Raw genomic sequence first — 23,767 nt, forward strand, 5'->3', positions numbered from 1 at the left:
CGCGCTCCTACAGGCGGGTGATCAGTTCCTGCATCCGTTTCAGCACGGCATTCAGGCCGTTGCTGCGCGACGGTGACAGTTGCCGGCCCAGCCCCAATTGCTCGAACCAGCCCGGCAGATCGATGGCGGACAGCTCGTCCGCCGGCAGGCCGTCCACCCGCACCAGCAGCAACGCCAGCAGCCCGCGCAGCAGGCGCGCATCGCTGTAGGCGCGGAAGTGCCAGCGCTCATCACGCCGATCCGCCACCAGCCAGACGTTGCTCTCGCAGCCCTGTACGCGCTGCTCGTCACCCAGTTCGGCTTCGCTCAGCGGCTCCAGGCGCTCGCCCCACTGCATCAGCAGGCGGGCGCGTTGCTCCCAGCCCTGCAGGGCGGTAAAGGTCTCCAATGCCTCGGCGGCAGCGACGGGGAGGCTCATCGCAGCAATTCCAGGGCGCTGTCCAGCGCGCCGAAGAAGCGCTCGATATCCGCACTGTCGTTGTACAGGCCGAGGGAGACGCGCAGGGCGCCGGCGACATCCAGGGTCTTCATCAGCGGCATGGCGCAGTGGTGCCCGGCGCGCACGGCGATGCCCTGCTCGGTGAGCAGGTGGCCGAGGTCGGAGACGTGCACGCCCTCGACCACGAAGCTGACCAGCGCCACTTCCGGCTCGCCCAGCACGCGCACGCCGTCACGGGCGCGCAGGCCGGCCAGCAGGCGGGCGTGGAGGAAGTCCTCGTGGGCGCTGACTTCGGCGCTGTCCAGGCTGGCCAGCCATTCCAGCGTGGCGCCCAGGGCGATCACCGGGCCGATAGGCGGGGTGCCGGCCTCGAAGCCCATGGGCGCGCTGTGGAACTGCGAGTCGAAGTAGTCCGCCACGCGCACCATCTCGCCGCCGAACTGCCAGTGCGCCAGGCGCTCCAGTGCTTCCGGGCGGCCCCAGAGCAGGCCGAGGCCTTCCGGGCCGTAGAGTTTGTGGCTGGAGCAGACGTAGAAGTCGCAGCCCAGCGCCGACAGGTTGTGCCGGCCGTGGACCACGCCCTGGGCGCCATCGACCACGCTTAATGCGCCGCGCTGGCGGGCCATCTGCAGCAGTTCCGGCAGCGGCTGCCAGGTGCCGAGCACGTTGGACAGCTGGCTGACAGCGAGCAGGCGGGTGCGCGGGCCGATCAGGCCGGCGGCGCGGTTCAGGTCGATACGCCCGTCAGCGTCCAGCGGCAGCACTACCAGGCTCAGGCTGCGACGCTTGGCCAGTTGCTGCCAGGGCAACAGGTTGGCGTGGTGTTCCAGCGCACTGACGACGATCTCGTCGCCCGCCTGGAACTGGCCTTCCAGCCCGTAGGCCAGCAGGTTCAGCGCTTCGGTGGCGCCGCGGGTGAAGATGATCTGCGCCGGGCTGCCGCCATGGAGCCAGTGGGCGGCCAGGCTGCGGGTCGACTCGAAGGCTCGAGTGGCGCGCTCGCCGGGCAGGTGCTGGGCGCGGTGCACGTTGGCGGCGCCGCTGGCGTAGTAGCCGGCGAGGGCGTCGATCATGGCGCGCGGTTTCTGCGCGGTGGCGGCGCTGTCGAGGTAGGTCTGGTCTTCGGCCTCGAAGGCGGCGAGGGCCGGGAAGTCGGTGCGCCAGGGCGAGGGAATGGACATGGGCGTGCGGCCGGTTGTGGCGAATGGAAAACGGGGGCCGCAGCCCCCGCTTCTCAAAGCTTAGTGCGTACCCCGCGCGAGCGGGGCGCCCAGCTTAGTTGTGCGCGTGCAGCGCCTCGTTCAGCTCGATGGCAGTCTTGTTGGTCTTGCACTCGACTGCGCCGGTCTGGGAGTTGCGACGGAACAGCAGGTCAGCCTGGCCGGCGAGGTCGCGGCCCTTGACCACTTTCACCAGGTTGTTCTGGTCGTCCAGCACGGCGATCTTGGTGCCGGCGGTGACGTACAGGCCCGCCTCGACGATGTTGCGGTCGCCCAGCGGAATGCCGATGCCGGCGTTGGCGCCGATCAGGCAGCCTTCGCCGACGCTGATGACGATGTTGCCGCCGCCGGACAGGGTGCCCATGGTGGAGCAGCCGCCGCCCAGGTCCGAACCCTTGCCGACGAACACGCCAGCGGAGACGCGGCCTTCGATCATGCCCGGGCCTTCGGTGCCGCCGTTGAAGTTGACGAAGCCTTCGTGCATCACGGTGGTGCCTTCACCGACGTAGGCGCCCAGGCGCACACGGGCGGTGTCGGCGATGCGCACGCCGGCCGGGACCACGTAGTCGGTCATCTTCGGGAATTTGTCGACGGAGAAGACTTCCAGCAGCTTGCCCTTCAGGCGCGCTTCCAGTTGCAGTTCGGCCAGTTCGGCCAGGTCGACGGCGCCCTGGTTGGTCCAGGCGACGTTGGGCAGCAGCGGGAAGATGCCGGTCAGGTTCAGGCCGTGGGGCTTGACCAGACGGTGCGACAGCAGGTGCAGCTTCAGGTACGCCTCCGGGGTGGAGCTGGGGGCGGCGTCTTCGGCCAGCAGGGTGGCGACCAGCGGCTTCTGGCTCTCGGCCAGGCGGTTGAGCAGGGCTGCCTGGGCGGCGTCGACGGTCTCGACGGCGTCGGCCAGCTGGTAGGCCTGGTGAGCGGTGAAGGCGATCGCCTGGTTGCCGCCTTCGTAGGCCAGCAGCGGGGCGATGGCAGCGACCAGTTCGGCGCTGGGGTTGAGCAGCGGCTGCGCGTAGAAGACTTCCAGCCAGTTGCCCTGGCGGTTCTGGGTGCCGACACCGAAAGCGATGCTGAACAGGGATTTCGACATGTGGGTATTTCCTTGCAAAGAGGTACTTGGCGAATGAAGTCGGTCAGGCCGGACGGCGGCTGAGCAGCAGGCCCAGCCCGGCGCTGCCCAGCAGCGCGGCACAACCACGGTTGAACAGGCGCCGGGCGCGTGCGCCGGCGAGCAGCTTGCCGAGGCGGACCCCGGCGAGCCCGTAAAGGGCGATGGCCAGCCATTCCAGAAGCAGGAAGGCTGCGCCGAGTTGGGCGAACTGGGCGCCCACGGCCTGACGCGGATCGACGAACTGCGGCAGGAAAGCGGTGAAGATGAGGATTGCCTTGGGATTGCCGGCGGCCACCCAGAACTCCTGGCGAGCCAGGCGCCACAGGCTGGTGGCGGGAGCCGGGGTGCCGTCCACCGACAGGTTCGCCGTCGGGGCACGCCACAGCTGTACGGCCAGCCACAACAGGTAACCGGCGCCCACCAGCTTGATCGCCAGGAACAGCCAGGCCGATGCCTGCAGCACCAGCGCCAGGCCGGAGGCGGCCAGGGCCAGCATGCCGGCGAAGGCGACCAGCCGGCCGCCGCCCGCGACGGTGGCGCGCAGCAGGCCGAAGCGTGCGGCGTTGTTCAGCGACAGCAGGTTGTTCGGTCCCGGCGCCAGGTTCAGGGCGAAGCAGGCGGGAAGGAACAGGGCCCAGGCGATGCTCATCGTGGTGCTGCTCAGGCCAGCGCGGCGGCGTAGGCGTCGGGCTTGAAGCCGACCAGGGTGCGGTCACCCAGGTCCAGCACCGGACGCTTGATCATCGACGGCTGGGCGACCATCAGTTCGATGGCCTTGTCCTGGTCGAGATCGGCCTTCTGCGCGTCGTCGAGCTTGCGGAAGGTGGTGCCGGCGCGGTTCAGGACGGTTTCCCAGCCATGCTCGGTGCACCACTGGCGCAGGTGTTCGCGGTCGATGCCGCTACTCTTGTAGTCGTGGAAGGCGTAGTCGACGCCATGCTCTTCCAGCCACACGCGGGCTTTCTTCATGGTGTCGCAAGCTTTGATTCCATACAGCGTCCGCTCACTCACGGGGCGCTACTCCTTTTCGATGCATTTTTCAGGCGCGGGATTATGCCATTTCCGCAGCGCTTGCGGGACGCCGCCGGGAGGTCGGTCGTTTGCAACAGTTTTTTGCCCATTGCGGGGCTGATCCGCCGCGCTACGGGTGCTTCAATGGAGAGCTGTGCTGGGAGTTCGTCGATGCAAACCGTTTACACCGTACTCATCCTGCTGCTGGTCGTGGGGGGAACGCGGCTTGCGGCGCAGCTGATCCCGCTGCCGCTGCCGCTGATCCAGATCGCCGCCGGAGCGATGCTGGCCTGGCCGAGCCTGGGGCTGCATGTGGGGCTGGACCCGGAACTGTTCATGTTCCTTTTCATCCCGCCGCTGCTGTTCGCTGATGGTTGGCGCATGCCCAAGGGCGAGTTCTGGAAGATGCGCTGGCCGATCCTCACCCTGGCCTTCGCCCTGGTGCTGTTTACCGTGGTCGGCGGCGGCGTGTTCATCCACCTGCTGATCCCCGAGATTCCCTGGGCCGCGGCCTTTGCCCTCGCGGCGGTACTGTCACCGACCGATGCGCTGGCGGTCTCGGCGATCGCCCAGAACCGTCTGCCCAAGCGCCTGATGCACGTGCTGCAGGGCGAGGCGCTGATGAACGACGCTTCCGGCCTGGTGGCGTTCAAGTTCGCCATCGCCGCGGCCCTGACCGGCACCTTCTCGCTGATGGACGCCAGCCTGAACTTCCTCCTGGTGGCAGTCGGCGGCCTTGCCAGCGGCGTGTTCCTCAGCTGGCTGCTGGGGCGCATCCGCGCCTGGATGATCCGCCGCGGCTGGGATGACCCGGCCACCCATGTGGTGCTGATGCTGCTGTTGCCCTTCGCCTGCTACATGATCGCCGAGGAGTTGGGCGTCTCCGGCATCCTCGCGGCGGTGGCGGCCGGCATGATGCAGAGCTGGGTCGACCTGCTGCCCCGGCAGACCAACACCCGCCTGCTTAACCGCAGCGTCTGGTCGATGCTGGAGTTCACCTTCAACGGCGTGGTGTTCCTGCTGCTGGGGCTGCAACTGCCGGACATCCTCAAGTCCGTCGCGCATCACGCCGACGACGTGATGTGGCGCTCGTCGCTGCTGGCCTTCTACGTGTTCGCGGTATTTGCCGTGCTGCTCGCGCTGCGCTTTGGCTGGGTCTGGTGCTACTGGAAGATTTCCGTGCGCTTCGAGCAGTGGTGGGGCATCGAGCTGGGCGGCAAGCCGGGCGAGCCAGTGCTGCGGCTGTCGGCGATCTCCGCGCTGAGCGGAGTGCGCGGGGCGGTGACCCTGGCCGGCGTGCTGTCGGTTCCTTTGCTGTTGCTGGACGGTTCGGCCTTCCCGCAGCGTGACCTGATCATCTTCATCGCTGCCGGGGTGATCCTGGTGTCGCTGATTGCGGCCACCATTGGCCTGCCGATCCTGTTGCGTGGCTTGCCGGCGGCCAGCAACGACCAGCGCGAGCTGGAGGTGCAGGGGGTCTGGCGCAAGACCGCGGCAGCGGCCATTCACATGCTGGAGAGCGAGGAGGTGCCTGCCAGCGAGGGTGGCGGTGATGCCGACGAGACGGCGCGGCTGGCGGAGATGAAGGCCAGGCTGATGGCCGAATATCGCCACGAGCTGGACCCGGCGCCGGACAGCAAGGAGGCCCGCGAGCGCGCCCGCGCCCTGGAGCTGGCTGACCAGGCGCTGCGCATCAAGGCACTGCGCGCGCAGCGGCTGGAGCTTTACCGGATGCGCCGCGAGCACGAGATCGACGACGAGACCATGCGCGAGGTGCTGGGCGAGCTGGATAACCAGGAGGCCTGGGTGACCAGCAAGGCGGGGCGCTGGGTGTAGCGGCTCTCCTGTAGGAGCGCCCGGTCGGCGCGATCGCGGGCATGGCCCGCTCCTACCGGATAGATCTGTGCTCGGATCGGCCCTCACCCTAACCCTCTCCCAGAGGGAGAGGGGACCGTTCGGTGCCGGATGAAACCACAGCGTCAGCCGGCACGATTTGCTCCCTCTCCCTGAGGGAGAGGGCTGGGGTGAGGGGGAAAGCACAAACACGGAACTACCAGGGAAAGACAGTTGCTCCTACAAGGGGCGGTGCAGCGTCAGAGGCTTTTCACGTACTGCTTGATGCGCTCGGCTGCTTCCACGCATTCCGCCAGCGGGGCCACCAGCGCCATGCGCACGCGGTTGGCGCCGGGGTTCTCGCCGTTCACTTCGCGGGACAGGTAGGAGCCCGGCACCACGGTGACGTGCTGCTGGTCGAACAGGCCGCGGCAGAACTCGGTGTCGGCCACCGGAGTTTTCGCCCACAGGTAGAAACTGCCGTCCGGGCGCTGCACGTCGAGCACGCCGCCGAGGATGTCCAGCACGGCGTCGAACTTCTCGCGGTACAGGTCGCGGTTTGCGCGCACGTGGTCCTCGTCGTTCCAGGCCGCGACGCTGGCCAGCTGGGTCTGAACCGGCATGGCGCAGCCGTGGTAGGTGCGGTACAGGAGGAATTTCTTCAGTACTTCGGCATCACCGGCGACGAAGCCCGAGCGCAGGCCCGGCAGGTTCGAGCGCTTGGACAGGCTGTGGAACACCACGCAGCGCGCAAAATCCGAGCGGCCCAGTTCGGCGCAGGCGGTCAGCAGGCCGGCCGGAGGGTTCTGTTCGTCGAAGTACAGCTCGCTGTAGCACTCGTCGGCGGCGATCACGAAATCATGCTCGTCGGCCAGGGCGATCAGCTTCTTCAGGGTTTCCAGCGGAACCAGCGCGCCGGTGGGGTTGCCCGGCGAGCAGAGGAAGAGGATCTCGCAGCGCGCCCAGACGTCCGCCGGGACGGCGTCGAAGTCCGGGTTGAAGCCGTTGTCTTCCAGGCAGGGCAGGTAGTGCGGCTCGGCGCCGGCCAGCAGGGCTGCGCCTTCGTAGATCTGGTAGAACGGGTTCGGGCTGATCACCAGGCCCTTGGCGTTGCGGTCCACCACGGTCTGGGTGAAGGCGAACAGCGCTTCACGGGTGCCGTTCACCGGCAGCACGTGGCGCGCGGCGTCCAGCCAGCCGGCCGGCACCTTGAAGCGGCGCTCGCACCAGGCAGCGATGGCTTCGCGCAGGGCGGGGATGCCCAGGGTGGTCGGGTAGACGGCCAGCTGGTCGAGGCTGTCGGCCAGGGCCTTGGCGACGAAGTCCGGTGAGCGGTGCTTGGGTTCGCCGATGGACAGCGCGATGGGCTTCAGCTCAGCCGGCGGCTGGGCGCCGGCCAGCAGGGCGCGGAGCTTCTCGAAGGGGTAGGGCTGGAGCGAGTCGAGGGCAGGGTTCATGGCAAGGCTCTTTCTTTCTGATTCTGACGACTGATTCTGACTGAATGGGGGCTAGATGCTGATGCGCACCGGCATGCTCGGCTGGCCGCCATCCGAGAGGATGTCCACCAGGGCCGTCTGGATGCGCTTGCACAGCTCCGGGTCGGAGAGCGGCTGGTTGTGCGCATCGGTGACGAAGAACACGTCCTCCACGCGCTCGCCCAGGGTGGCGATCTTGGCGTTCTGTACCGACAGGTCGAAGTCCAGGAACAGCCCTCCGATGCGCGCCAGCAGGCCGGGGCGATCGGGCGCGGTGACTTCCAGCACGCTGACCTGGCGGGCCGCGTCGGTGGAGATGGTCACCTGCGGGTTGAAGGCAAAGTGCTTGAGCTGGCGCGGCACGCGGCGCTGGATGATGGTCGGGTACTCGTCCGGGTCCTTCAGGGCGTTGACCAGACCCTCGCGAATTTCCTCGACCCGGCTGGGATTATTGCCTATCGAGCCGCCATCGGCATCGAGCACTATGTAGGTGTCGAGGGTGAACAGGCTGGTGGAAGTGATGATCCGCGCGTCCTGAATGTTCAGGTTGAGCTGGTCCATCGCCGCCACGGTCACGGCGAAGAAGTCGTGCTGGTCACCGGCGTAGATGAATATCTGCGTGCCGCCCTCGAATTCGCGCTGGGCGGTTTCCTTGATCAGCACCAGCGGGGTGCCGTCGTCCGGGTGCTGGAGGATGGCTTCGGTGTGCCACGCCACGTCGGCGGCGCTGTGGCGCAGGAAGTAGTCGTCGCCCAGCTGGCTCCAGAGCTGCTCGGCGTCGTCCTGGTCGATGCCGCTGCGCACCAGGATGTCGATGGCCGCGCTCTGTGTCTGGCGAATCTGCTCCTCGCGGTCCACTGGGTTCTCCAGGCCGCGCCGCAGTGCGCGCTTGGTCTCGGTGTAGAGCTGGCGCAGCAGGCTGGCGCGCCAGGAGTTCCACAGCGTCGGGTTGGTGGCGTTGATGTCGGCCACGGTGAGCACGTAGAGGTAGTCCAGGTAGGTCTGGTTGCCCATCAGCTGGGCGAAGTCGTAGATCACCTGCGGGTCGGACAGGTCCTTGCGTTGGGCCGTGGTCGACATGATCAGGTGGTTCTGCACCAGCCAGGACACCAGGTTGGTGTCCCACGGCGGCAGCTGGTGGCGCTGGCAGAAGTGCTCGGCGTCCACCGCGCCCAGTTCCGAGTGGTCGCCGCCGCGGCCCTTGGCGATGTCGTGGTAGAGGCCGGCGATGTAGATCAGCTCCGGCTTGGGCAGGCGCTCCATGATCTTGCTGGCCAGCGGATATTTCTCCGCCATGTCCGGGCGGCGCAGCTTGCGCAGGTGCTTGATCAGGTTGAGGGTGTGCGCGTCGACCGTATAGATGTGGAACAGGTCGTGCTGCATCTGCCCGACGATCAGGCCGAATTCCGGCAGGTAGCGGCCAAGAATGCCGTAGCGGTTCATTCGCCGCAGGTTGCGGTGGATGCCTTCCTGACACTTGAACAGCTCGATGAACAGGCTGGTGTTGCGGATGTCGTGGCGGAAGTCGTCGTCGATCAGGTGCCGGCTGTCGCGCAGCAGGCGGATGGTATCGGCGCGCACGCCCTTGATCTCCGGGTGCTGGGCCAGCAGGACGAAGATTTCCAGGAGGGCGAACGGGGTGCGCTTGAAGACGTTGGCGTGAGTGACCTCCAGGTAGCCGTCGCGCAGCTGGAAACGGCTGTTGAGCGACTGGATCTGGCCGTTCTCGCCGGCCCGCAGGATCACTTCCTCGAAGTGCTGGGTGATCAGGTCGTTCAGTTCGGAAACGGCCATCACCACGCGGTAATACTTCTGCATGAAGCGCTCGACGGCCAGCTTGGCGTCGTTGCCTTCATAGCCGAGCATTCCGGCGATGCGCCGCTGGTGATCGAACAGGAGGCGGTCTTCGGCGCGGCCAGCGAGCATGTGCAGGGCGTAGCGGACCTTCCAGAGGAATTCCTGGCTGGAGGCCAGCACCGCGCATTCGCTTTCCACCAGGAAGCCTTCGCGGACTAGGGCATGCAGGTTGAGGCTGCCGAAGTGGCGGCGGGCGACCCAGAGCAAAGTCTGGATGTCGCGCAGGCCGCCGGGCGAGCCCTTCACGTTGGGCTCGAGGTTGTATTCGGTGTCGTTGTATTTGGTGTGGCGGTGGATCTGTTCCTTGCGCTTGGCCAGGTAGAACTGCCCGCTGGGCCACATCTGTTTCGTGCTGGTGGCTTCGAGCATGCGCAGGCGCAGGCTGTCCGGGCCGGAGATGGTCCGGCATTCCATCAGGTTGGTGACCACCGTCAGGTCGGCGCGCGCTTCCTCGGCGCACTCGGCCACCGAGCGCACGCTCTGGCCGACTTCCAGGCCGATGTCCCAGAGCAGGGTGAGGAAGCCCTCGATGGGCTCGCGGAAGCTTTCCTGGTCCTCGCTGTCGAGCAGGACCAGCAGGTCGATGTCCGAATGCGGGTGCAATTCGCCGCGCCCGTAGCCGCCCACGGCAACCAGCGCGATGTCGGCGTCGTCGCCCCAGTCGAAGCGGTTCCAGGCCTGCTGCAGGATCTGGTCGACGAACCAGGCGCGGTCCTCGATCAGACGGCGGATGTCGCGGCCGCCATTGAAGCGGGCGTCGAGCACCTCGTTGGCCTGACGAATGGCCTTCTTGAAGGCGGCGATGGGGCTGGATTTGAGGGCCAGTTCCGCCTGGAACTGCCCACGGTCGAACAACTCGGGATCCACCTGCGGCATGGCGGCCTTCCTGATCAATGGCTTAGGGGAGGGCAGGGGCAAGAGGGCAACCGGGCCTGTGCGCATGGCGCAAGGCCCGATGGCTGTGCCGGGCCGGGATTTCTATGTTCTACCCAGCCGTCGGCGAGATTGCAAACCGCGCCTCAGGCCGAGGTGCGCGGGAAGCTTTCGTCGTTACGCAGGGTCAGGATCTCGTAGCCGTCGGCGGTGACCAGCACGGTGTGCTCCCACTGTGCGGACAGCTTGCGGTCCTTGGTGATGGCGGTCCAGCCGTCGCCCAGCAAACGGGTTTCCGGGCGGCCCTGGTTGATCATCGGCTCGATGGTGAAGATCATGCCTTCCTTGAGCTCCAGGCCGGTGCCGGCGCGGCCGTAATGCAGCACCTGAGGCTCTTCGTGGAACACCTGGCCGATGCCGTGGCCGCAGTACTCGCGCACCACGGAGAAGCCGTTCTTCTCGGCGTACTTCTGGATCACTTCGCCGATGTCACCCAGGCGCGCGCCCGGCTTGACCACGTCGATGCCCTTGTACATGCATTCCTGGGTGATCTGGCACAGGCGATCTGCCCATTCCGGGGTCTTGCCCACGGAGAACATCTTGCTGGTGTCGCCGTGGTAGCCGTCCTTGATCACAGTGACGTCGATATTGACGATGTCACCTTCCTTGAGCGGCTTCTCGTTGGGGATGCCGTGGCACACCACGTGGTTGATCGAGGTGCAGATGGACTTGGGGAAGCCCTTGTAGTTCAGCGGCGCGGGAATGGCCTTCTGCACATTGACGATGTAGTCGTGGCAGATGCGGTCCAGTTCGTCGGTGGTGACGCCGGGCTTGACGTGTTCGCCGATCATTTCCAGCACTTCGGCGGCCAGACGGCCGGCGACGCGCATTTTCTCGATGTCTTCGGGCGTCTTGATGGTGACGGTCATGCGACTTCTCTTCAGGCGCTGCGTACGCGCGGGTAAATGAGAGGAATACGCAAGTCTATCAGATTTGGCGCCTTTCTATTAAGGGCAGGCGGCCGAGGGGCTGCTCAGGCGAGGCGGCGGGAGAGGTGCCGGGCGTCCTTTCGGGTTTTGTTCTGGCCATGGTTGTGGTATAAAGCGCCCCGCTCTGAAGGCTACGGCCATTTCGGGGCATTAACCCACACATGCATCGACACGATGGCCTGGGTGCCTTTCGACACAGTCGGACGGTTGGCCGTTGGGATGCATGGAGGCCTAACCCGACTTATCGAGGAACTATCATGTCCCAAGTCAATATGCGCGATATGCTGAAGGCCGGTGTGCACTTCGGCCACCAGACCCGTTACTGGAACCCGAAAATGGGCAAGTTCATTTTCGGCGCGCGTAACAAGATCCACATCATCAACCTCGAAAAAACCCTGCCGATGTTCAACGAGGCCCTGACCTTCGTTGAGCGCCTGGCCCAGGGCAAGAACAAGATCCTGTTCGTCGGCACCAAGCGTTCCGCCGGCAAGATCGTTCGCGAAGAAGCTGCCCGTTGCGGCATGCCGTACGTCGACCACCGTTGGCTGGGCGGCATGCTCACCAACTACAAGACCATCCGTCAGTCGATCAAGCGTCTGCGCGAGCTGGAAGTGCAGTCCCAGGACGGCACCTTCGCCAAACTGACCAAGAAAGAAGCTCTGATGCGCTCCCGTGATCTGGAAAAACTGGATCGCAGCCTGGGCGGCATCAAGGACATGGGCGGCCTGCCGGACGCTCTGTTCGTGATCGACGTTGACCACGAGCGCATTGCTATCACCGAAGCCAACAAGCTGGGCATCCCGGTTATCGGCATCGTCGATACCAACAGCAGCCCGGAAGGCGTTGACTATGTTATCCCGGGTAACGACGACGCCATCCGCGCCGTGCAGCTGTACCTGGGCTCGATGGCTGAAGCCGTCCTGCGCGGCAAGAATGCCGGCGGCGTGACTGCTGACGAGTTCGTCGAAGAAGCACCGGCCGAATCCGCCGAAGGCTGATTCCAGGACGTCCAGACGTCCTACGGTGAGCAGGAAGGGGGCTAGGCCCCCTTTTTGCCACCCTGAGAATTCCGCCCGGGTATCCGGGCGATCTGGTTTTGAGAACAACTCAAGAGGATTTCGAAATGGCAGAAATTACTGCAGCACTGGTCAAGGAACTGCGTGAGCGTACCGGCCAGGGCATGATGGAGTGCAAGAAGGCACTGGTAGCCGCCGAAGGCGATATCGAGAAGGCCATCGACGACATGCGCGCTTCGGGCGCCATCAAGGCTGCCAAGAAGGCTGGCAACATCGCCGCCGAAGGCGCCATCGCCGCCAAAGTGGCTGACGACGGCAAATCGGCCACCATCATCGAAGTCAACTCGCAGACCGACTTCCTGGCCCTGCAGGACGACTTCAAGAACTTCGTCGCTGCCAGCCTGGACAAGGCGGTTGCCCAGAAGCTGACCGATGCTGCTCCGCTGATCGCGGAACAAGAGCCGGCCCGTGAAGCTCTGGTCGCCAAGTGCGGCGAGAACGTCAACATCCGTCGCCTGGCTCGTACCGAAGGCGAAGTGGTTGGCGCCTACCTGCACGGCCACCGCATCGGCGTTCTGGTCACCCTGAAGGGCGGCAACGCTGAACTGGCTCGCGACATCGCCATGCACGTCGCTGCCAGCAACCCGCAGTTCCTCGATCCGTCGCAGGTTTCCGAAGAAGCCGTGGCCAAAGAGAAGGAAATCTTCCTCGCTCTGAACGCCGACAAGATCGCTGGCAAGCCGGAAAACATCGTCGAGAACATGGTCAAAGGCCGTATCTCGAAGTTCCTGGCCGAAGCCAGCTTGGTCGAACAAGCGTTCGTCAAGGATCCGGAAGTCAAGGTTGGTGACCTGGCCAAGAAAGCCGGCGCCGAAATCGTTTCCTTCGTTCGCTTCGAAGTAGGCGAAGGCATCGAGAAAGTCGAAGCTGACTTTGCTGCCGAGGTTGCTGCTCAAGTAGCCGCTTCCAAGCAGTAATAGACAGTCTCACGACTGTCGCCCCGCAAGAGGCTGCCCGCTAACGCGCGCGGCCTCTTTGCCAAACTGGGGAAACCAAAAGGGGCGGTTTCCACGGCGCGGGCCCGCAAGGCGGGTTTAAGAGCGCCGTAAGGCTGGCTGGTCCAAGCTTTCCGCCAAGCGCCCACAAGGCGCACAGCATTCAATCGCCGCAGGAGAAAAAGGTCATGGCTCAGCAGCTGAGCGCTCGTCAACCTCGCTATAAACGCATTCTTCTAAAACTGAGCGGCGAAGCCCTGATGGGCTCCGAGGAGTTCGGCATCGATCCCAAGGTGCTGGACCGCATGGCGCTGGAGATCGGCCAGCTCGTCGGTATCGGCGTGCAGGTCGGCCTGGTGATCGGTGGTGGCAACCTGTTCCGTGGCGCGGCGCTGTCCGCGGCCGGCATGGATCGCGTCACCGGCGACCACATGGGCATGCTCGCCACCGTGATGAACGGCCTGGCCATGCGTGATGCCCTGGAGCGCTCCAACATCACCGCCATCGTCATGTCCGCCATTTCCATGGTCGGCGTGACCGATCACTACGACCGCCGCAAGGCCATGCGTCACCTGAAGAGTGGCGAAGTGGTGATCTTCTCCGCCGGTACCGGCAACCCGTTCTTCACCACCGATTCCGCCGCCTGCCTGCGTGCCATCGAAATAGATGCTGACGTAGTACTCAAGGCGACCAAGGTGGACGGCGTGTACACTGCCGACCCGTTCAAGGACCCGAATGCCGAGAAGTTCGAACGTCTGACGTACGATGAAGTGCTCGATCGCAAGCTGGGTGTGATGGACCTCACCGCCATCTGCCTGTGCCGGGACCAGAAAATGCCGCTGCGCGTGTTCAACATGAACAAGCCCGGCGCGCTGCTGAATATTGTTGTAGGTGGTGCTGAAGGCACCCTGATCGAGGAGGATTGAGATGATCAACGAGATCAAGAAGGAAGCGCAGGATCGTATGGGCAAAACCCTGGAAGCCCTGGGCCATGCCTTCGCCAAGATTCGTACCGGCCGTGCGCACCCGAGCATCCTGGATAGCGTGATGGTGTCCTACTACGGTTCCGACACTCCGCTGCGCCAAGTGGCCAACGTCACCGTGGAAGACTCCCGTACCCTGGCTCTGAGCGTGTTCGACAAGAGCATGATCCAGGCGGTCGAGAAGGCCATCATGACCTCCGACCTGGGCCTGAACCCCGCGACCGCCGGTACCACCATTCGCGTACCGATGCCGGCGCTGACCGAGGAGACCCGCAAGGGCTTCACCAAGCAGGCTCGCGCCGAGGCCGAGCAGGCGCGTGTTTCCGTGCGCAACATCCGTCGCGACGCACTGGCACAGCTGAAGGATCTGCAGAAAGAGAAGGAAATCAGCGAGGACGAAGAGCGCCGCGCTGGTGACGATGTGCAGAAGATCACCGACAAGTTCGTCGCCGACATCGAAAAGGCCCTCGAGGCCAAGGAAGCGGACCTGATGGCCGTTTGACGGCCGGGCTCTCGTCATGGAAAAGACCAAGCAGGTGACGCCCGTGCCTCGGCACGTGGCGATCATCATGGACGGCAACAACCGCTGGGCAAAGAAACGTTTCATGCCCGGCGTTGCCGGGCACAAAGCTGGCGTGGATGCCGTTCGTGCAGTCATCAAGACCTGCGCCGAGGCGGGCGTCGAGGTGCTGACGCTGTTCGCCTTCTCCAGCGAGAACTGGCAGCGCCCGGCGGAAGAGGTTGGCGCGCTGATGGAGCTGTTCCTCATGGCCCTGCGCCGTGAGGTACGCAAGCTCAGTGCCAACGGCATCCGCCTGCGCATCATCGGCGACCGCAGTCGCTTTGCTCCTGAATTGCAGGCGGCGATGCGCGAGGCTGAGGCGCTCACCGCCAATGGCGGCAGCATGCTCCTGCAGGTGGCAGCAAACTATGGCGGCCAGTGGGACATCACCCAGGCTGCGCAGCGTCTCGCCCGTGAAGTGCAAGCCGGTCATCTGGCGGCGGAAGAGATCACCCCGGAGCTGATCCAGGGTTGTCTCACCACGGGCGACCAGCCTCTACCCGACCTGTGCATCCGCACCGGCGGCGAGCACCGCATCAGCAACTTCCTCCTCTGGCAGCTGGCTTATGCCGAGCTGTATTTCTCCGATCTCTACTGGCCCGACTTCAAGCACGAAGCCATGCAGGCTGCGTTGCAGGACTACGCCTCTCGTCAGCGCCGTTTCGGCAAGACCAGTGAGCAGGTCGAGGCCGAGGCGCCCCCGAAATGTTGAAACAACGAATCATCACGGCGCTGATCCTGTTGCCGATCGCGCTGGGTGGTTTCTTCCTGCTCGATGGTGCGGCCTTCTCGCTGTTCATCGGTCTGGTGGTCAGCCTGGGTGCCTGGGAATGGGCGCGGCTGGCGGGCTACAACGAACAACCCGCCCGCGTCGGCTATGCCGCCGTGGTGGCCGTTCTGATGCTGGTATTGGCCTGGTTGCCGCAGCTGGCAGGTGCAGTCCTGGTACTGGCACTGCTCTGGTGGGCGCTCGCGACCGTCATGGTGCTGACCTATCCGGATAGCGCGTCGAGCTGGGGCGGCCGTTGGCGCCGCCTGCTGATCGGCCTGCTGATCCTGCTGCCGGCCTGGCAAGGGCTGGTGTTGCTCAAGCAATGGCCGCTGTCCAACTGGCTGATCGTTGCCGTGATGGTGCTGGTCTGGGCTGCCGACATCGGCGCCTACTTCTCCGGCAAGGCCTTCGGCAAGCGCAAGCTCGCCCCCCGCGTCAGCCCGGGCAAGAGCTGGGAAGGCTTCTTCGGCGGCATGGCGCTGTGCCTGGTGATCACCGTTGCTGTCGCTATCTACCGTGACTGGACTGTGCGTGAACTGCTGCTGGCGCTGCCGTGTGCGGCCATCGTGGTGGCCTTGTCGGTCATCGGTGACCTGACCGAAAGCATGTTCAAGCGCCAGTCCGGGCTCAAGGACAGCAGCAACCTGCTGCCGGGGCATGGTGGCGTGCTGGACCGCATCGACAGCCTGACCGCAGCCATCCCGGTGTTCACTGCGCTGCTCTGGGCCGTGGGCTGGGGTACGCCGTGAGTCATCCGCAGTGGATTACCGTGCTGGGGGCGACCGGGTCGATCGGCCTCAGTACCCTCGACGTCATCGGGCGTCATCCTGATCGTTACCGCGTCTTCGCGCTCAGCGGCTTTTCCCGCCTGGCTGAGCTCGAGGCGCTTTGCCTGCGCCACCAGCCGCGCTTCGTCGTCGTGCCGGAGGCTGAGCAGGCGCGTGCCTTGCAGGATCGCCTGGGCTCTGCGGGGCTCGAGGTCCGGGTGCTGGTCGGCGAGGCCGGTCTTTGCGAGATTTCCGCTCATCCGGAAGTGGACGCGGTGATGGCGGCCATCGTTGGCGCTGCGGGTCTGAAACCTACTCTGGCAGCCGTCGAGGCTGGCAAGCGGGTCTTGCTGGCCAATAAAGAAGCGTTGGTGATGTCCGGCGCCCTGTTCATGGATGCGGTGCGAGCCAGCGGCGCCGTCCTGCTGCCCATCGACAGCGAGCACAATGCGATCTTCCAGTGCATGCCGGCGGACTACGCTCGCGGCCTGGGTGAGGTCGGTGTTCGTCGTATCCTGCTGACGGCCTCGGGTGGCCCGTTCCGCGAAACGCCGCTGGAGCAGTTGGCCCGGGTTTCCCCGGAGCAGGCTTGCGCACACCCCAACTGGTCGATGGGGCGGAAGATTTCCGTCGATTCGGCCAGCATGATGAATAAGGGCCTGGAGCTGATCGAGGCTTGCTGGCTGTTCGATGCCGCGCCGTCAAAGGTCGAGGTGGTTATCCACCCTCAGAGCGTGATCCACTCCCTGGTGGACTACGTCGATGGCTCGGTGCTCGCACAGTTGGGCAATCCGGATATGCGGACCCCCATCGCCCACGCCCTGGCCTGGCCGCAGCGAATCGACTCCGGTGTCTCGCCGCTGGACCTGTTCTCCATCGCTCGCCTGGACTTCAGTGCGCCCGATGAGCAGCGTTTCCCCTGTCTGCGCCTGGCGCGGCAGGCCGCCGAGGCGGGTGGTAGCGTGCCGGCGATGCTCAATGCGGCGAACGAGGTGGCCGTCGCGGCGTTCCTCGAGCGGCGCATCCGCTTCACGGATATCCCGGTTATCATCGACGAAGTGCTGAACCGCGAGGCGCACACACCGGTCGAATCGCTCGATGCGGTGCTGGCGGCCGACCAGCGTGCACGCGGCGCCGCACAGGCGTGGTTGCAGGAGCGCGGGCATTGAGCCCGAGGAGGTAGCGATGAGCGCCCTTTATATGGTGGTGGGACTGATTGTCGCCCTGGGCGTACTGGTCACCTTCCACGAGTTCGGACACTTCTGGGTCGCCCGCCGCTGCGGGGTCAAGGTCCTGCGCTTCTCCGTGGGCTTCGGCACGCCGCTGGTGCGCTGGCAAGATCGCCAGGGCACCGAGTTCGTTGTCGCTGCCATTCCGCTGGGCGGCTACGTGAAGATGCTCGATGAGCGGGAAGGCGATGTTCCCGCCGAGCTGCTCGACCGCGCCTTCAATCGCAAGACCGTATTCCAGCGCATCGCCATCGTTGCGGCGGGGCCGATTGCCAACTTCCTGCTGGCCATCCTGTTCTTCTGGGTCCTGGCCATGCTGGGCAGTCAGCAGATCAAGCCGATCATCGGTTCCGTGGTGGCGAACAGTCCCGCGGCCATCGCCGGTCTGGCGTCCGGCCAGGAAGTCGTTGCGGTGGACGGTGAGGCCGTCGATGGCTGGAGCGGCGTCAACCTGCAGCTGGTGCGCCGTCTCGGTGAAACCGGCGAGCTGAGCGTTTCGGTGCTGGAGCAGGGTTCGAGTGCTCCGGCCGTGCACCAGGTGCGCATCAGTTCCTGGCTGAAGAACGAAGACAATCCCGACCCCATCGGTGGTTTGGGAATCCAGCCCTGGCGACCCGCTGTCGCACCGGTGATCGCTGAACTGGATGAAAAAGGACCTGCCAAGGCTGCCGGCCTGCAGATTGGTGACCGGCTCGTCAGTCTGGATGGTCAGTCGGTCACGGATTGGCAGGAAGTGGTCTCGCGTGTCCGCGCCATGCCTGAAAGCAAGGTGACGCTCGGCATCGAGCGCGCAGGCCAGCGCGAGGAGCTTGCCCTGACCCTGGCGGCCAAAGGGGAGGGCAAGGCCCGTACCGGCTACCTGGGCGCGGGTGTCGCCGGTGGTCAGTGGCCGCCGGAAATGCTCCGCGAAGTGAGCTATGGGCCGGTGGCTGCGGTGGGGCAGGCGCTCTCCCGAACCTGGTCCATGAGCCTGCTAACTCTGGATTCTCTAAAGAAAATGGTGCTCGGGCAGCTCTCGGTAAAAAACTTGAGCGGGCCGATAACCATTGCTAAAGTGGCGGGCGCTTCAGCCCAGTCCGGCGTAGGGGATTTTCTGCATTTCCTCGCCTATCTGAGCATCAGCTTGGGGGTTCTCAACCTGTTGCCGATTCCCGTCCTCGATGGCGGGCATCTGCTGTTCTACATGGTCGAGTGGGTGCGAGGTCGCCCACTGTCGGAGCGGGTCCAGGCTTGGGGGATGCAGATTGGCATCAGCCTGGTAGTCGGGGTCATGTTGTTGGCCCTGGTCAACGATCTGAGTCGACTGTAACCGCCCGTTGGTTTTCGGATCTGCCGCCCTTTGCGGCAGATTCTCTATTTGTCAGTTGGAATAAAAGGACTCCATGAAACGCTTTCTGCTTCCCGCGGCCCTTTCCGCGCTGATGATCGCCCAGGTTCACGCCGAGTCCTTCACTGTTTCCGATATCCGGGTCAACGGCCTGCAGCGCGTGTCTGCCGGCAGCGTGTTCGCGGCCCTGCCGCTGAACGTCGGCGAGCAGATCGACGATCGCCGCCTGGTCGAAGCGACCCGCTCGCTGTTCAAGACCGGCTTCTTCCAGGACATTCAGCTCAGCCGTGATGGCAATGTGCTGATCGTCAATGTGGTCGAGCGTCCGTCCATCTCCAGCATCGAGATCGAGGGCAACAAGGCCATCACCACCGAAGACCTGATGAAGGGTCTGAAGCAGTCCGGCCTCTCCGAAGGCGAAATCTTCCAGCGTGCGACCCTCGAGGGCGTGCGCAACGAGCTGCAGCGCCAGTACGTGGCCCAGGGCCGCTACTCCGCCGAGATCGAGACCGAAGTCGTGCCGCAGCCGCGCAACCGCGTCGCGCTGAAGATCAACATCAACGAAGGCACCGTGGCGGCCATCGCCCATGTCAACGTGGTGGGCAACACCGTCTTCTCCGAGGAAGACCTGACCGACCTGTTCGAGCTGAAGACCACCAACTGGCTGTCCTTCTTCAAGAACGACGACAAGTACTCCCGCGAGAAGCTCTCCGGCGACCTGGAGCGTCTGCGCTCCTACTACCTGGACCGCGGCTACATCCACATGGATATCGCCTCCACCCAGGTGTCCATCACCCCGGACAAGAAGCACGTCTATATCACCGTCAACGTCAACGAAGGCGAGAAGTACACCGTCAGCGACGTGAAGCTCTCCGGCGACCTGAAAGTGCCGGAAGACGAAGTGAAGAAGCTCCTGCTGGTGAAGAAGGGCCAGGTGTTCTCCCGCAAGGTGATGACCACCACCTCCGACCTGATCACCCGTCGCCTGGGTAACGAGGGTTACACCTTCGCCAACGTCAACGGCGTTCCCGAGCCGAACGACGAGAACAAGACCGTATCGATCACCTACGTGGTCGATCCGGGCAAGCGCGCCTACGTCAACCGCATCAACTTCCGTGGCAACACCAAGACCGAGGACGAAGTACTCCGTCGCGAAATGCGCCAGATGGAAGGCGGCTGGGCCTCGACCTACCTGATCGACCAGTCCAAGCAGCGTCTCGAGCGCCTGGGCTACTTCAAGGAAGTCAACGTCGAAACCCCGGCCGTTCCGGGCACCGACGACCAGGTCGACGTCAACTACAGCGTGGAAGAGCAACCGTCCGGCTCGATCACCGCGAGCGTGGGCTTCGCCCAGAGCGCCGGTCTGATCCTCGGCGGCTCGATCAGCCAGAACAACTTCCTGGGTACCGGTAACAAGGTCAGCATCGGCCTGACCAAGTCCGACTACCAGACCCGCTACAACTTCGGCTTCGTCGACCCCTACTGGACCGTCGACGGCGTGAGCCTGGGTTACAACGCCTTCTACCGCAAGACCGACTACGACGAGCTCGATGTCGACGTTTCCAGCTACTCGGTGAACAGCCTGGGTGCCGGCGTCAGCATCGGCTACCCGATCAGTGAGACCTCGCGCCTGACCTACGGCCTGACCGTGCAGCGCGACGACATCGACACTGGCGCCTATACCGTCGACGAGATCTTCGACTTCATCGAGAAGGAAGGCGACAGCTTCACCAACTTCAAGGCGTCCATCGGCTGGTCCGAGTCGACCCTGAACAAGGGCGTGCTGGCGAACCGCGGTCACTCGCAGAGCCTGGTGCTGGAAACCACTATTCCGGGCAGCGACCTGTCGTTCTACAAGCTCGACTACCGTGGCCAGATTTTCGCGCCGCTCACCGAAAACTACACCATGCGCTTCCATACCGAACTCGGTTACGGCGGCGCTTACGGCGACACCGATCGCCTGCCGTTCTACGAGAACTACTACGCCGGTGGCTTCAACTCGGTGCGTGGCTTCAAGGACAGCTCCCTTGGTCCGCGCAGTACTCCGAGCAAGGCGCGCAGCAACGGCGACGGTCCTGACGCGGATGGCCGCTACACCGACCCGGATCAGGATCCGGAAGCCTTCGGTGGTAACATCCTGATCACCGGTGGCGCCGAACTGCTGTTCCCGCTGCCGTTCGTGAAGGATCAGCGCCAACTGCGTACCGTGCTGTTCTATGACATCGGTAACGTGTTCGACACCGATTGCCCGATCTCCACCACCCAGGGCTGTGACGGCGTCAAGTTCCAGGACATGGCGATGTCCGCGGGTGTCGGTCTGACCTGGATCACCGCTCTGGGCCCGCTGAGCTTCAGTCTGGCGACTCCGATCAAGAAACCGGATAACGCCGAAACCCAGATCTTCCAGTTCTCCCTCGGGCAGACCTTCTAATTGGCCGTATCGTTGTAATGACAACCATGCTTTGTGCAGGAGTGCATTGTGCGTAAGTTGACCCAGTTCGTCCTGATCACCGCCGCCCTGGCAGCGAGCCCCGCGTTCGCCGACATGAAGATCGCGGTGCTCAACTATCAGATGGCACTCCTCGAGTCGGATGCGGCCAAGCAGTACGCCGTGGATGCCGAGAAGAAGTTCGGTCCCCAGCTGACCAAGCTCAAGGCCCTGGAAACCGATGCCAAGGCCCTGCAGGACAAGCTGGTCAACGGCGGCAGCAAGATGTCCGCTTCCGAGCGCGACAAGGCCGAAGGTGACTTCAAGCAGAAGGCCCGTGACTTCCAGTTCCAGTCCAAGGAGCTGAACGAAGCCAAGGCCGTCGCCGACCGCGACATGCTGAAGAAGCTCAAGCCGAAGCTGGACCAGGCCGTCGAGGAAACCATCAAAAAAGGTGGTTATGACCTCGTGGTCGAGCGTGGTGCCGTGGTCGACGTCAAGCCGCAGTACGACATCACCCGCCAAGTCATCGAGCGCATGAACCAACTGCGCTGATGATGACCGAGCTGTCCTTTACCCTCGCCGAACTGGCTGCGCAACTCGATGCCGAGTTGCGCGGCGATCCCGCTCAGGTGATCAGCGGGCTGGCTACCCTGCAGGACGCAGGCGCCGGTCAGCTGAGCTTCCTGGCCAATCCGCAGTACCGCAAGTTCCTCGAAGGCAGCCAGGCCAGCGCCATTTTGCTGACTGCTGCTGACGCCGAGGGCTTTACCGGCAACGCGCTGATCGTCCCCAATCCCTACCTGGCCTATGCCGGCCTTTCCCACCAGTTCGACCGCAAGCCCAAGGCGCCGGTCGGCATTCATCCCACTGCGGTGGTCGATGAAGGTGCGCAGGTCGACGCGAGCGCCAGTGTCGGCCCCTATGCCGTGATCGAGGCCGGTGCGCAGATCGGTGCCAACGTCACCATCGGTGCCCACTGCTTCGTCGGTGCGCGCAGCGTGGTTGGCGACGGTGGTTGGCTTGCGCCCCGCGTGACGCTCTACCACGACGTGCGCATTGGCAAGCGCGTGGTGATCCAGTCCGGCGCCGTGCTGGGGGGTGAGGGCTTCGGCTTCGCCAACCACAAGGGCATCTGGCAGAAGATCGCCCAGATTGGCGGCGTGACCCTGGGTGACGACGTCGAGATCGGCGCCAACACCACCATCGACCGTGGTGCGCTGTCCGATACCCTGGTGGGCAATGGCGTGAAGCTGGACAACCAGATCATGATCGCCCACAACGTGCAGATCGGTGATCACACTGCCATGGCCGGCTGCTGCGGGATTTCCGGCAGCGCCAAGATCGGCAAGCACTGCATGCTTGCTGGCGGTGTCGGCCTGGTCGGCCACATCGAGATTTGTGACAACGTCTTCGTCACCGGGATGACCATGGTGACCCGTTCGATCACCGAACCGGGCTCCTACTCGTCCGGTACCGCCATGCAGCCTGCGGCTGAATGGAAGAAGAGTGCCGCGCGCATTCGTCAGCTGGATGACATGGCCCGTCGTCTGCAGCAGCTGGAAAAGCGCGTGGCCGCCGTGACCCCAAGCGGAGACGCTCCATCAGATGCGTGATCCACGCATTTTTTGGCGTTTCCCTTTTCTGAACAGGCTCCCCTGAACATGATGGACATCAACGAGATTCGCGAATACCTGCCTCATCGCTACCCCTTCCTGCTGGTGGATCGGGTGGTCGAGCTGGACATCGAAGGCAAGCGCATTCGCGCCTACAAGAATGTCAGCATCAACGAGCCGTTCTTCAATGGCCACTTCCCGCAGCATCCGATCATGCCGGGCGTGCTGATCATCGAGGCCATGGCCCAGGCGGCCGGCATCCTCGGTTTCAAGATGCTCGACGTGAAGCCGGCCGACGGCACCCTGTATTACTTCGTCGGCTCCGACAAGCTGCGCTTCCGCCAGCCGGTGCTGCCGGGCGACCAGTTGCAGCTCAACGCCCAGTTCCTGAGCGTCAAGCGTGGCATCTGGAAGTTCGATTGCCATGCCACCGTCGATGACAAGCCGGTATGCTCGGCCGAAATCATCTGTGCGGAACGCAAACTATGAGTTTGATCGATCCTCGCGCCATCATCGACCCGCGCGCAAAGCTGGCTGACGACGTAGAAGTGGGCCCCTGGTCCATGGTCGGGCCGGATGTGGAGATCGGCGAAGGTACGGTGATCGGTCCGCACGTGGTGGTCAAAGGCCCCACGAAGATCGGTAAGCACAATCGGATTTTCCAGTTCTCCAGCGTGGGTGAAGATACCCCCGACCTGAAGTACAAGGGCGAACCGACTCGCCTGGTGATCGGTGACAACAATGTGATCCGCGAAGGTGTGACCATTCATCGCGGCACCATCCAGGATCGCTCGGAAACCACCATCGGCGATCACAACCTGCTCATGGCCTATGTGCACATCGGCCACGACAGTGTGATCGGCAACCATTGCATCCTCGTGAACAACACCGCGCTGGCGGGGCATGTGCATGTGGATGACTGGGCGATCCTCTCCGGCTACACCCTGGTGCATCAGTTCTGCCGCATTGGCGCGCACGCCTTCTCCGGCATGGGCACCACCATCGGTAAGGACGTTCCGGCCTATGTCACGGTCTTCGGCAACCCCGCCGAGGCCCGCAGCATGAACTTCGAGGGCCTGCGCCGTCGTGGTTTCAGCGCCGAATCGATCCAGGCGCTGCGCCGTGCCTACAAGGTGGTCTACCGCCAGGGCCTGACGGTGGACGAGGCGCTGGCCGAACTGGCCGAAGTCTCCGAGCAGTTCCCGGAAGTCGCGGTGTTCCGCGACTCCATCCAGAGCTCCACCCGCGGCATCACCCGCTGACC

Annotated in this window: 22 protein-coding genes; 14 read left to right on the top strand and 8 right to left on the bottom strand. The window is 64.3% G+C overall.

Features of this window, described 5'->3' with window-relative positions; all coding sequences use genetic code 11:
- Positions 1-7: 7 nt before the first annotated feature.
- The 5 genes from IB255_RS09220 to IB255_RS09240 form a co-directional block, all read right to left on the bottom strand.
- A complete protein-coding gene (locus tag IB255_RS09220; RefSeq protein WP_081517878.1) occupies positions 8-418 on the bottom strand; it encodes a SufE family protein in 411 nt (136 codons plus the stop codon).
- Positions 415-1,620, bottom strand: a complete 1,206-nt coding sequence (locus IB255_RS09225) for an aminotransferase class V-fold PLP-dependent enzyme (RefSeq protein WP_081517879.1) — start codon at positions 1,618-1,620, stop codon at positions 415-417. Before IB255_RS09225 ends, IB255_RS09220 begins: the two co-directional genes overlap by 4 nt.
- A gap of 94 nt (positions 1,621-1,714) precedes the next feature.
- Complete coding sequence (gene dapD, locus IB255_RS09230) at positions 1,715-2,749, bottom strand: 2,3,4,5-tetrahydropyridine-2,6-dicarboxylate N-succinyltransferase (protein ID WP_081517880.1); 1,035 nt, start codon at positions 2,747-2,749, stop codon at positions 1,715-1,717.
- 43 nt (positions 2,750-2,792) lie between these two features.
- On the bottom strand, positions 2,793-3,419 hold the full coding sequence (locus IB255_RS09235) for a LysE family translocator (protein ID WP_081517881.1): 627 nt from the start codon (positions 3,417-3,419) through the stop codon (positions 2,793-2,795).
- A gap of 11 nt (positions 3,420-3,430) precedes the next feature.
- Positions 3,431-3,781: an ArsC family reductase gene (locus tag IB255_RS09240; RefSeq protein WP_081517882.1), complete on the bottom strand. Its 351-nt coding sequence runs from the start codon at positions 3,779-3,781 to the stop codon at positions 3,431-3,433.
- A gap of 171 nt (positions 3,782-3,952) precedes the next feature.
- Here IB255_RS09240 and IB255_RS09245 point away from each other — a divergent pair, with 171 nt between their 5' ends.
- Positions 3,953-5,617, top strand: a complete 1,665-nt coding sequence (locus IB255_RS09245) for a Na+/H+ antiporter (RefSeq protein ID WP_192210122.1) — start codon at positions 3,953-3,955, stop codon at positions 5,615-5,617.
- Positions 5,618-5,874: 257 nt separating this feature from the next.
- On the opposite strand, the gene dapC is transcribed toward IB255_RS09245, so the two are convergent.
- From dapC to map, 3 genes are all read right to left on the bottom strand, one after another.
- Positions 5,875-7,071, bottom strand: coding sequence for a succinyldiaminopimelate transaminase (gene dapC / locus IB255_RS09250; RefSeq protein WP_081517884.1), 1,197 nt, complete (start codon positions 7,069-7,071; stop codon positions 5,875-5,877).
- Between the two features lie 51 nt (positions 7,072-7,122).
- Positions 7,123-9,822, bottom strand: coding sequence for a [protein-PII] uridylyltransferase (locus IB255_RS09255; RefSeq protein WP_192210123.1), 2,700 nt, complete (start codon positions 9,820-9,822; stop codon positions 7,123-7,125).
- Positions 9,823-9,965: 143 nt separating this feature from the next.
- Entirely contained in the window at positions 9,966-10,763 is a 798-nt protein-coding gene (gene map, locus IB255_RS09260; protein ID WP_225594795.1) for a type I methionyl aminopeptidase, read from the bottom strand.
- Between the two features lie 302 nt (positions 10,764-11,065).
- Here map and rpsB point away from each other — a divergent pair, with 302 nt between their 5' ends.
- The 13 genes from rpsB (at position 11,066) to lpxA (ending at position 23,765) form a co-directional block, all read left to right on the top strand.
- Positions 11,066-11,806, top strand: coding sequence for a 30S ribosomal protein S2 (gene rpsB / locus IB255_RS09265; RefSeq protein WP_045210003.1), 741 nt, complete (start codon positions 11,066-11,068; stop codon positions 11,804-11,806).
- Between the two features lie 125 nt (positions 11,807-11,931).
- Positions 11,932-12,801, top strand: a complete 870-nt coding sequence (gene tsf, locus IB255_RS09270; RefSeq protein WP_017521180.1) for a translation elongation factor Ts — start codon at positions 11,932-11,934, stop codon at positions 12,799-12,801.
- A 206-nt stretch (positions 12,802-13,007) separates the two neighbouring features.
- Positions 13,008-13,745 carry a UMP kinase gene (gene pyrH, locus IB255_RS09275; RefSeq protein WP_017521181.1) on the top strand — a complete coding sequence of 246 codons (738 nt, stop codon included), beginning with the start codon at positions 13,008-13,010 and terminating at the stop codon, positions 13,743-13,745.
- A gap of 1 nt (position 13,746) precedes the next feature.
- Positions 13,747-14,304, top strand: coding sequence for a ribosome recycling factor (gene frr, locus IB255_RS09280; protein ID WP_081517887.1), 558 nt, complete (start codon positions 13,747-13,749; stop codon positions 14,302-14,304).
- A gap of 16 nt (positions 14,305-14,320) precedes the next feature.
- Positions 14,321-15,076, top strand: coding sequence for a polyprenyl diphosphate synthase (gene uppS / locus IB255_RS09285; RefSeq protein ID WP_081517888.1), 756 nt, complete (start codon positions 14,321-14,323; stop codon positions 15,074-15,076).
- On the top strand, positions 15,070-15,885 hold the full coding sequence (locus tag IB255_RS09290; protein ID WP_081517889.1) for a phosphatidate cytidylyltransferase: 816 nt from the start codon (positions 15,070-15,072) through the stop codon (positions 15,883-15,885). The genes uppS and IB255_RS09290 overlap by 7 nt, the downstream gene beginning before the upstream one ends.
- Complete coding sequence (gene ispC / locus IB255_RS09295) at positions 15,882-17,072, top strand: 1-deoxy-D-xylulose-5-phosphate reductoisomerase (protein ID WP_081517890.1); 1,191 nt, start codon at positions 15,882-15,884, stop codon at positions 17,070-17,072. The genes IB255_RS09290 and ispC overlap by 4 nt, the downstream gene beginning before the upstream one ends.
- A gap of 16 nt (positions 17,073-17,088) precedes the next feature.
- Entirely contained in the window at positions 17,089-18,441 is a 1,353-nt protein-coding gene (gene rseP, locus IB255_RS09300; protein ID WP_081517891.1) for a sigma E protease regulator RseP, read from the top strand.
- Positions 18,442-18,514: 73 nt separating this feature from the next.
- Positions 18,515-20,890 (top strand): outer membrane protein assembly factor BamA, encoded by a 2,376-nt coding sequence (bamA, locus tag IB255_RS09305; protein WP_081517892.1) that lies wholly within the window; start codon positions 18,515-18,517, stop codon positions 20,888-20,890.
- A gap of 48 nt (positions 20,891-20,938) precedes the next feature.
- Positions 20,939-21,442: an OmpH family outer membrane protein gene (locus IB255_RS09310; RefSeq protein WP_081517893.1), complete on the top strand. Its 504-nt coding sequence runs from the start codon at positions 20,939-20,941 to the stop codon at positions 21,440-21,442.
- Positions 21,442-22,503, top strand: coding sequence for a UDP-3-O-(3-hydroxymyristoyl)glucosamine N-acyltransferase (gene lpxD / locus IB255_RS09315; protein ID WP_081517894.1), 1,062 nt, complete (start codon positions 21,442-21,444; stop codon positions 22,501-22,503). Before IB255_RS09310 ends, lpxD begins: the two co-directional genes overlap by 1 nt.
- Before the next feature lie 48 nt (positions 22,504-22,551).
- On the top strand, positions 22,552-22,992 hold the full coding sequence (gene fabZ, locus IB255_RS09320) for a 3-hydroxyacyl-ACP dehydratase FabZ (protein ID WP_081517895.1): 441 nt from the start codon (positions 22,552-22,554) through the stop codon (positions 22,990-22,992).
- Positions 22,989-23,765: an acyl-ACP--UDP-N-acetylglucosamine O-acyltransferase gene (gene lpxA, locus IB255_RS09325; RefSeq protein ID WP_081517896.1), complete on the top strand. Its 777-nt coding sequence runs from the start codon at positions 22,989-22,991 to the stop codon at positions 23,763-23,765. The genes fabZ and lpxA overlap by 4 nt, the downstream gene beginning before the upstream one ends.
- The last annotated feature ends 2 nt before the right edge of the window (positions 23,766-23,767 follow it).

Source organism: Pseudomonas sp. PDM22, from assembly GCF_014851965.1.
In the GTDB taxonomy this organism is placed as follows: Bacteria; Pseudomonadota; Gammaproteobacteria; order Pseudomonadales; family Pseudomonadaceae; genus Pseudomonas.

Bases quoted from the DNA above. Each gene is read 5' to 3' on its own strand.
- IB255_RS09220 (WP_081517878.1), bottom strand. From the start codon at position 418: ATGAGCCTCCCCGTCGCTGCCGCCGAGGCATTGGAGACCTTTACCGCC.
- IB255_RS09225 (WP_081517879.1), bottom strand. From the start codon at position 1,620: ATGTCCATTCCCTCGCCCTGGCGCACCGACTTCCCGGCCCTCGCCGCC.
- dapD (WP_081517880.1), bottom strand. From the start codon at position 2,749: ATGTCGAAATCCCTGTTCAGCATCGCTTTCGGTGTCGGCACCCAGAAC.
- IB255_RS09235 (WP_081517881.1), bottom strand. From the start codon at position 3,419: ATGAGCATCGCCTGGGCCCTGTTCCTTCCCGCCTGCTTCGCCCTGAAC.
- IB255_RS09245 (WP_192210122.1), top strand. From the start codon at position 3,953: ATGCAAACCGTTTACACCGTACTCATCCTGCTGCTGGTCGTGGGGGGA.
- dapC (WP_081517884.1), bottom strand. From the start codon at position 7,071: ATGAACCCTGCCCTCGACTCGCTCCAGCCCTACCCCTTCGAGAAGCTC.
- IB255_RS09255 (WP_192210123.1), bottom strand. From the start codon at position 9,822: ATGCCGCAGGTGGATCCCGAGTTGTTCGACCGTGGGCAGTTCCAGGCG.
- rpsB (WP_045210003.1), top strand. From the start codon at position 11,066: ATGTCCCAAGTCAATATGCGCGATATGCTGAAGGCCGGTGTGCACTTC.
- tsf (WP_017521180.1), top strand. From the start codon at position 11,932: ATGGCAGAAATTACTGCAGCACTGGTCAAGGAACTGCGTGAGCGTACC.
- pyrH (WP_017521181.1), top strand. From the start codon at position 13,008: ATGGCTCAGCAGCTGAGCGCTCGTCAACCTCGCTATAAACGCATTCTT.
- frr (WP_081517887.1), top strand. From the start codon at position 13,747: ATGATCAACGAGATCAAGAAGGAAGCGCAGGATCGTATGGGCAAAACC.
- uppS (WP_081517888.1), top strand. From the start codon at position 14,321: ATGGAAAAGACCAAGCAGGTGACGCCCGTGCCTCGGCACGTGGCGATC.
- IB255_RS09290 (WP_081517889.1), top strand. From the start codon at position 15,070: ATGTTGAAACAACGAATCATCACGGCGCTGATCCTGTTGCCGATCGCG.
- rseP (WP_081517891.1), top strand. From the start codon at position 17,089: ATGAGCGCCCTTTATATGGTGGTGGGACTGATTGTCGCCCTGGGCGTA.
- bamA (WP_081517892.1), top strand. From the start codon at position 18,515: ATGAAACGCTTTCTGCTTCCCGCGGCCCTTTCCGCGCTGATGATCGCC.
- lpxD (WP_081517894.1), top strand. From the start codon at position 21,442: ATGATGACCGAGCTGTCCTTTACCCTCGCCGAACTGGCTGCGCAACTC.
- fabZ (WP_081517895.1), top strand. From the start codon at position 22,552: ATGATGGACATCAACGAGATTCGCGAATACCTGCCTCATCGCTACCCC.
- lpxA (WP_081517896.1), top strand. From the start codon at position 22,989: ATGAGTTTGATCGATCCTCGCGCCATCATCGACCCGCGCGCAAAGCTG.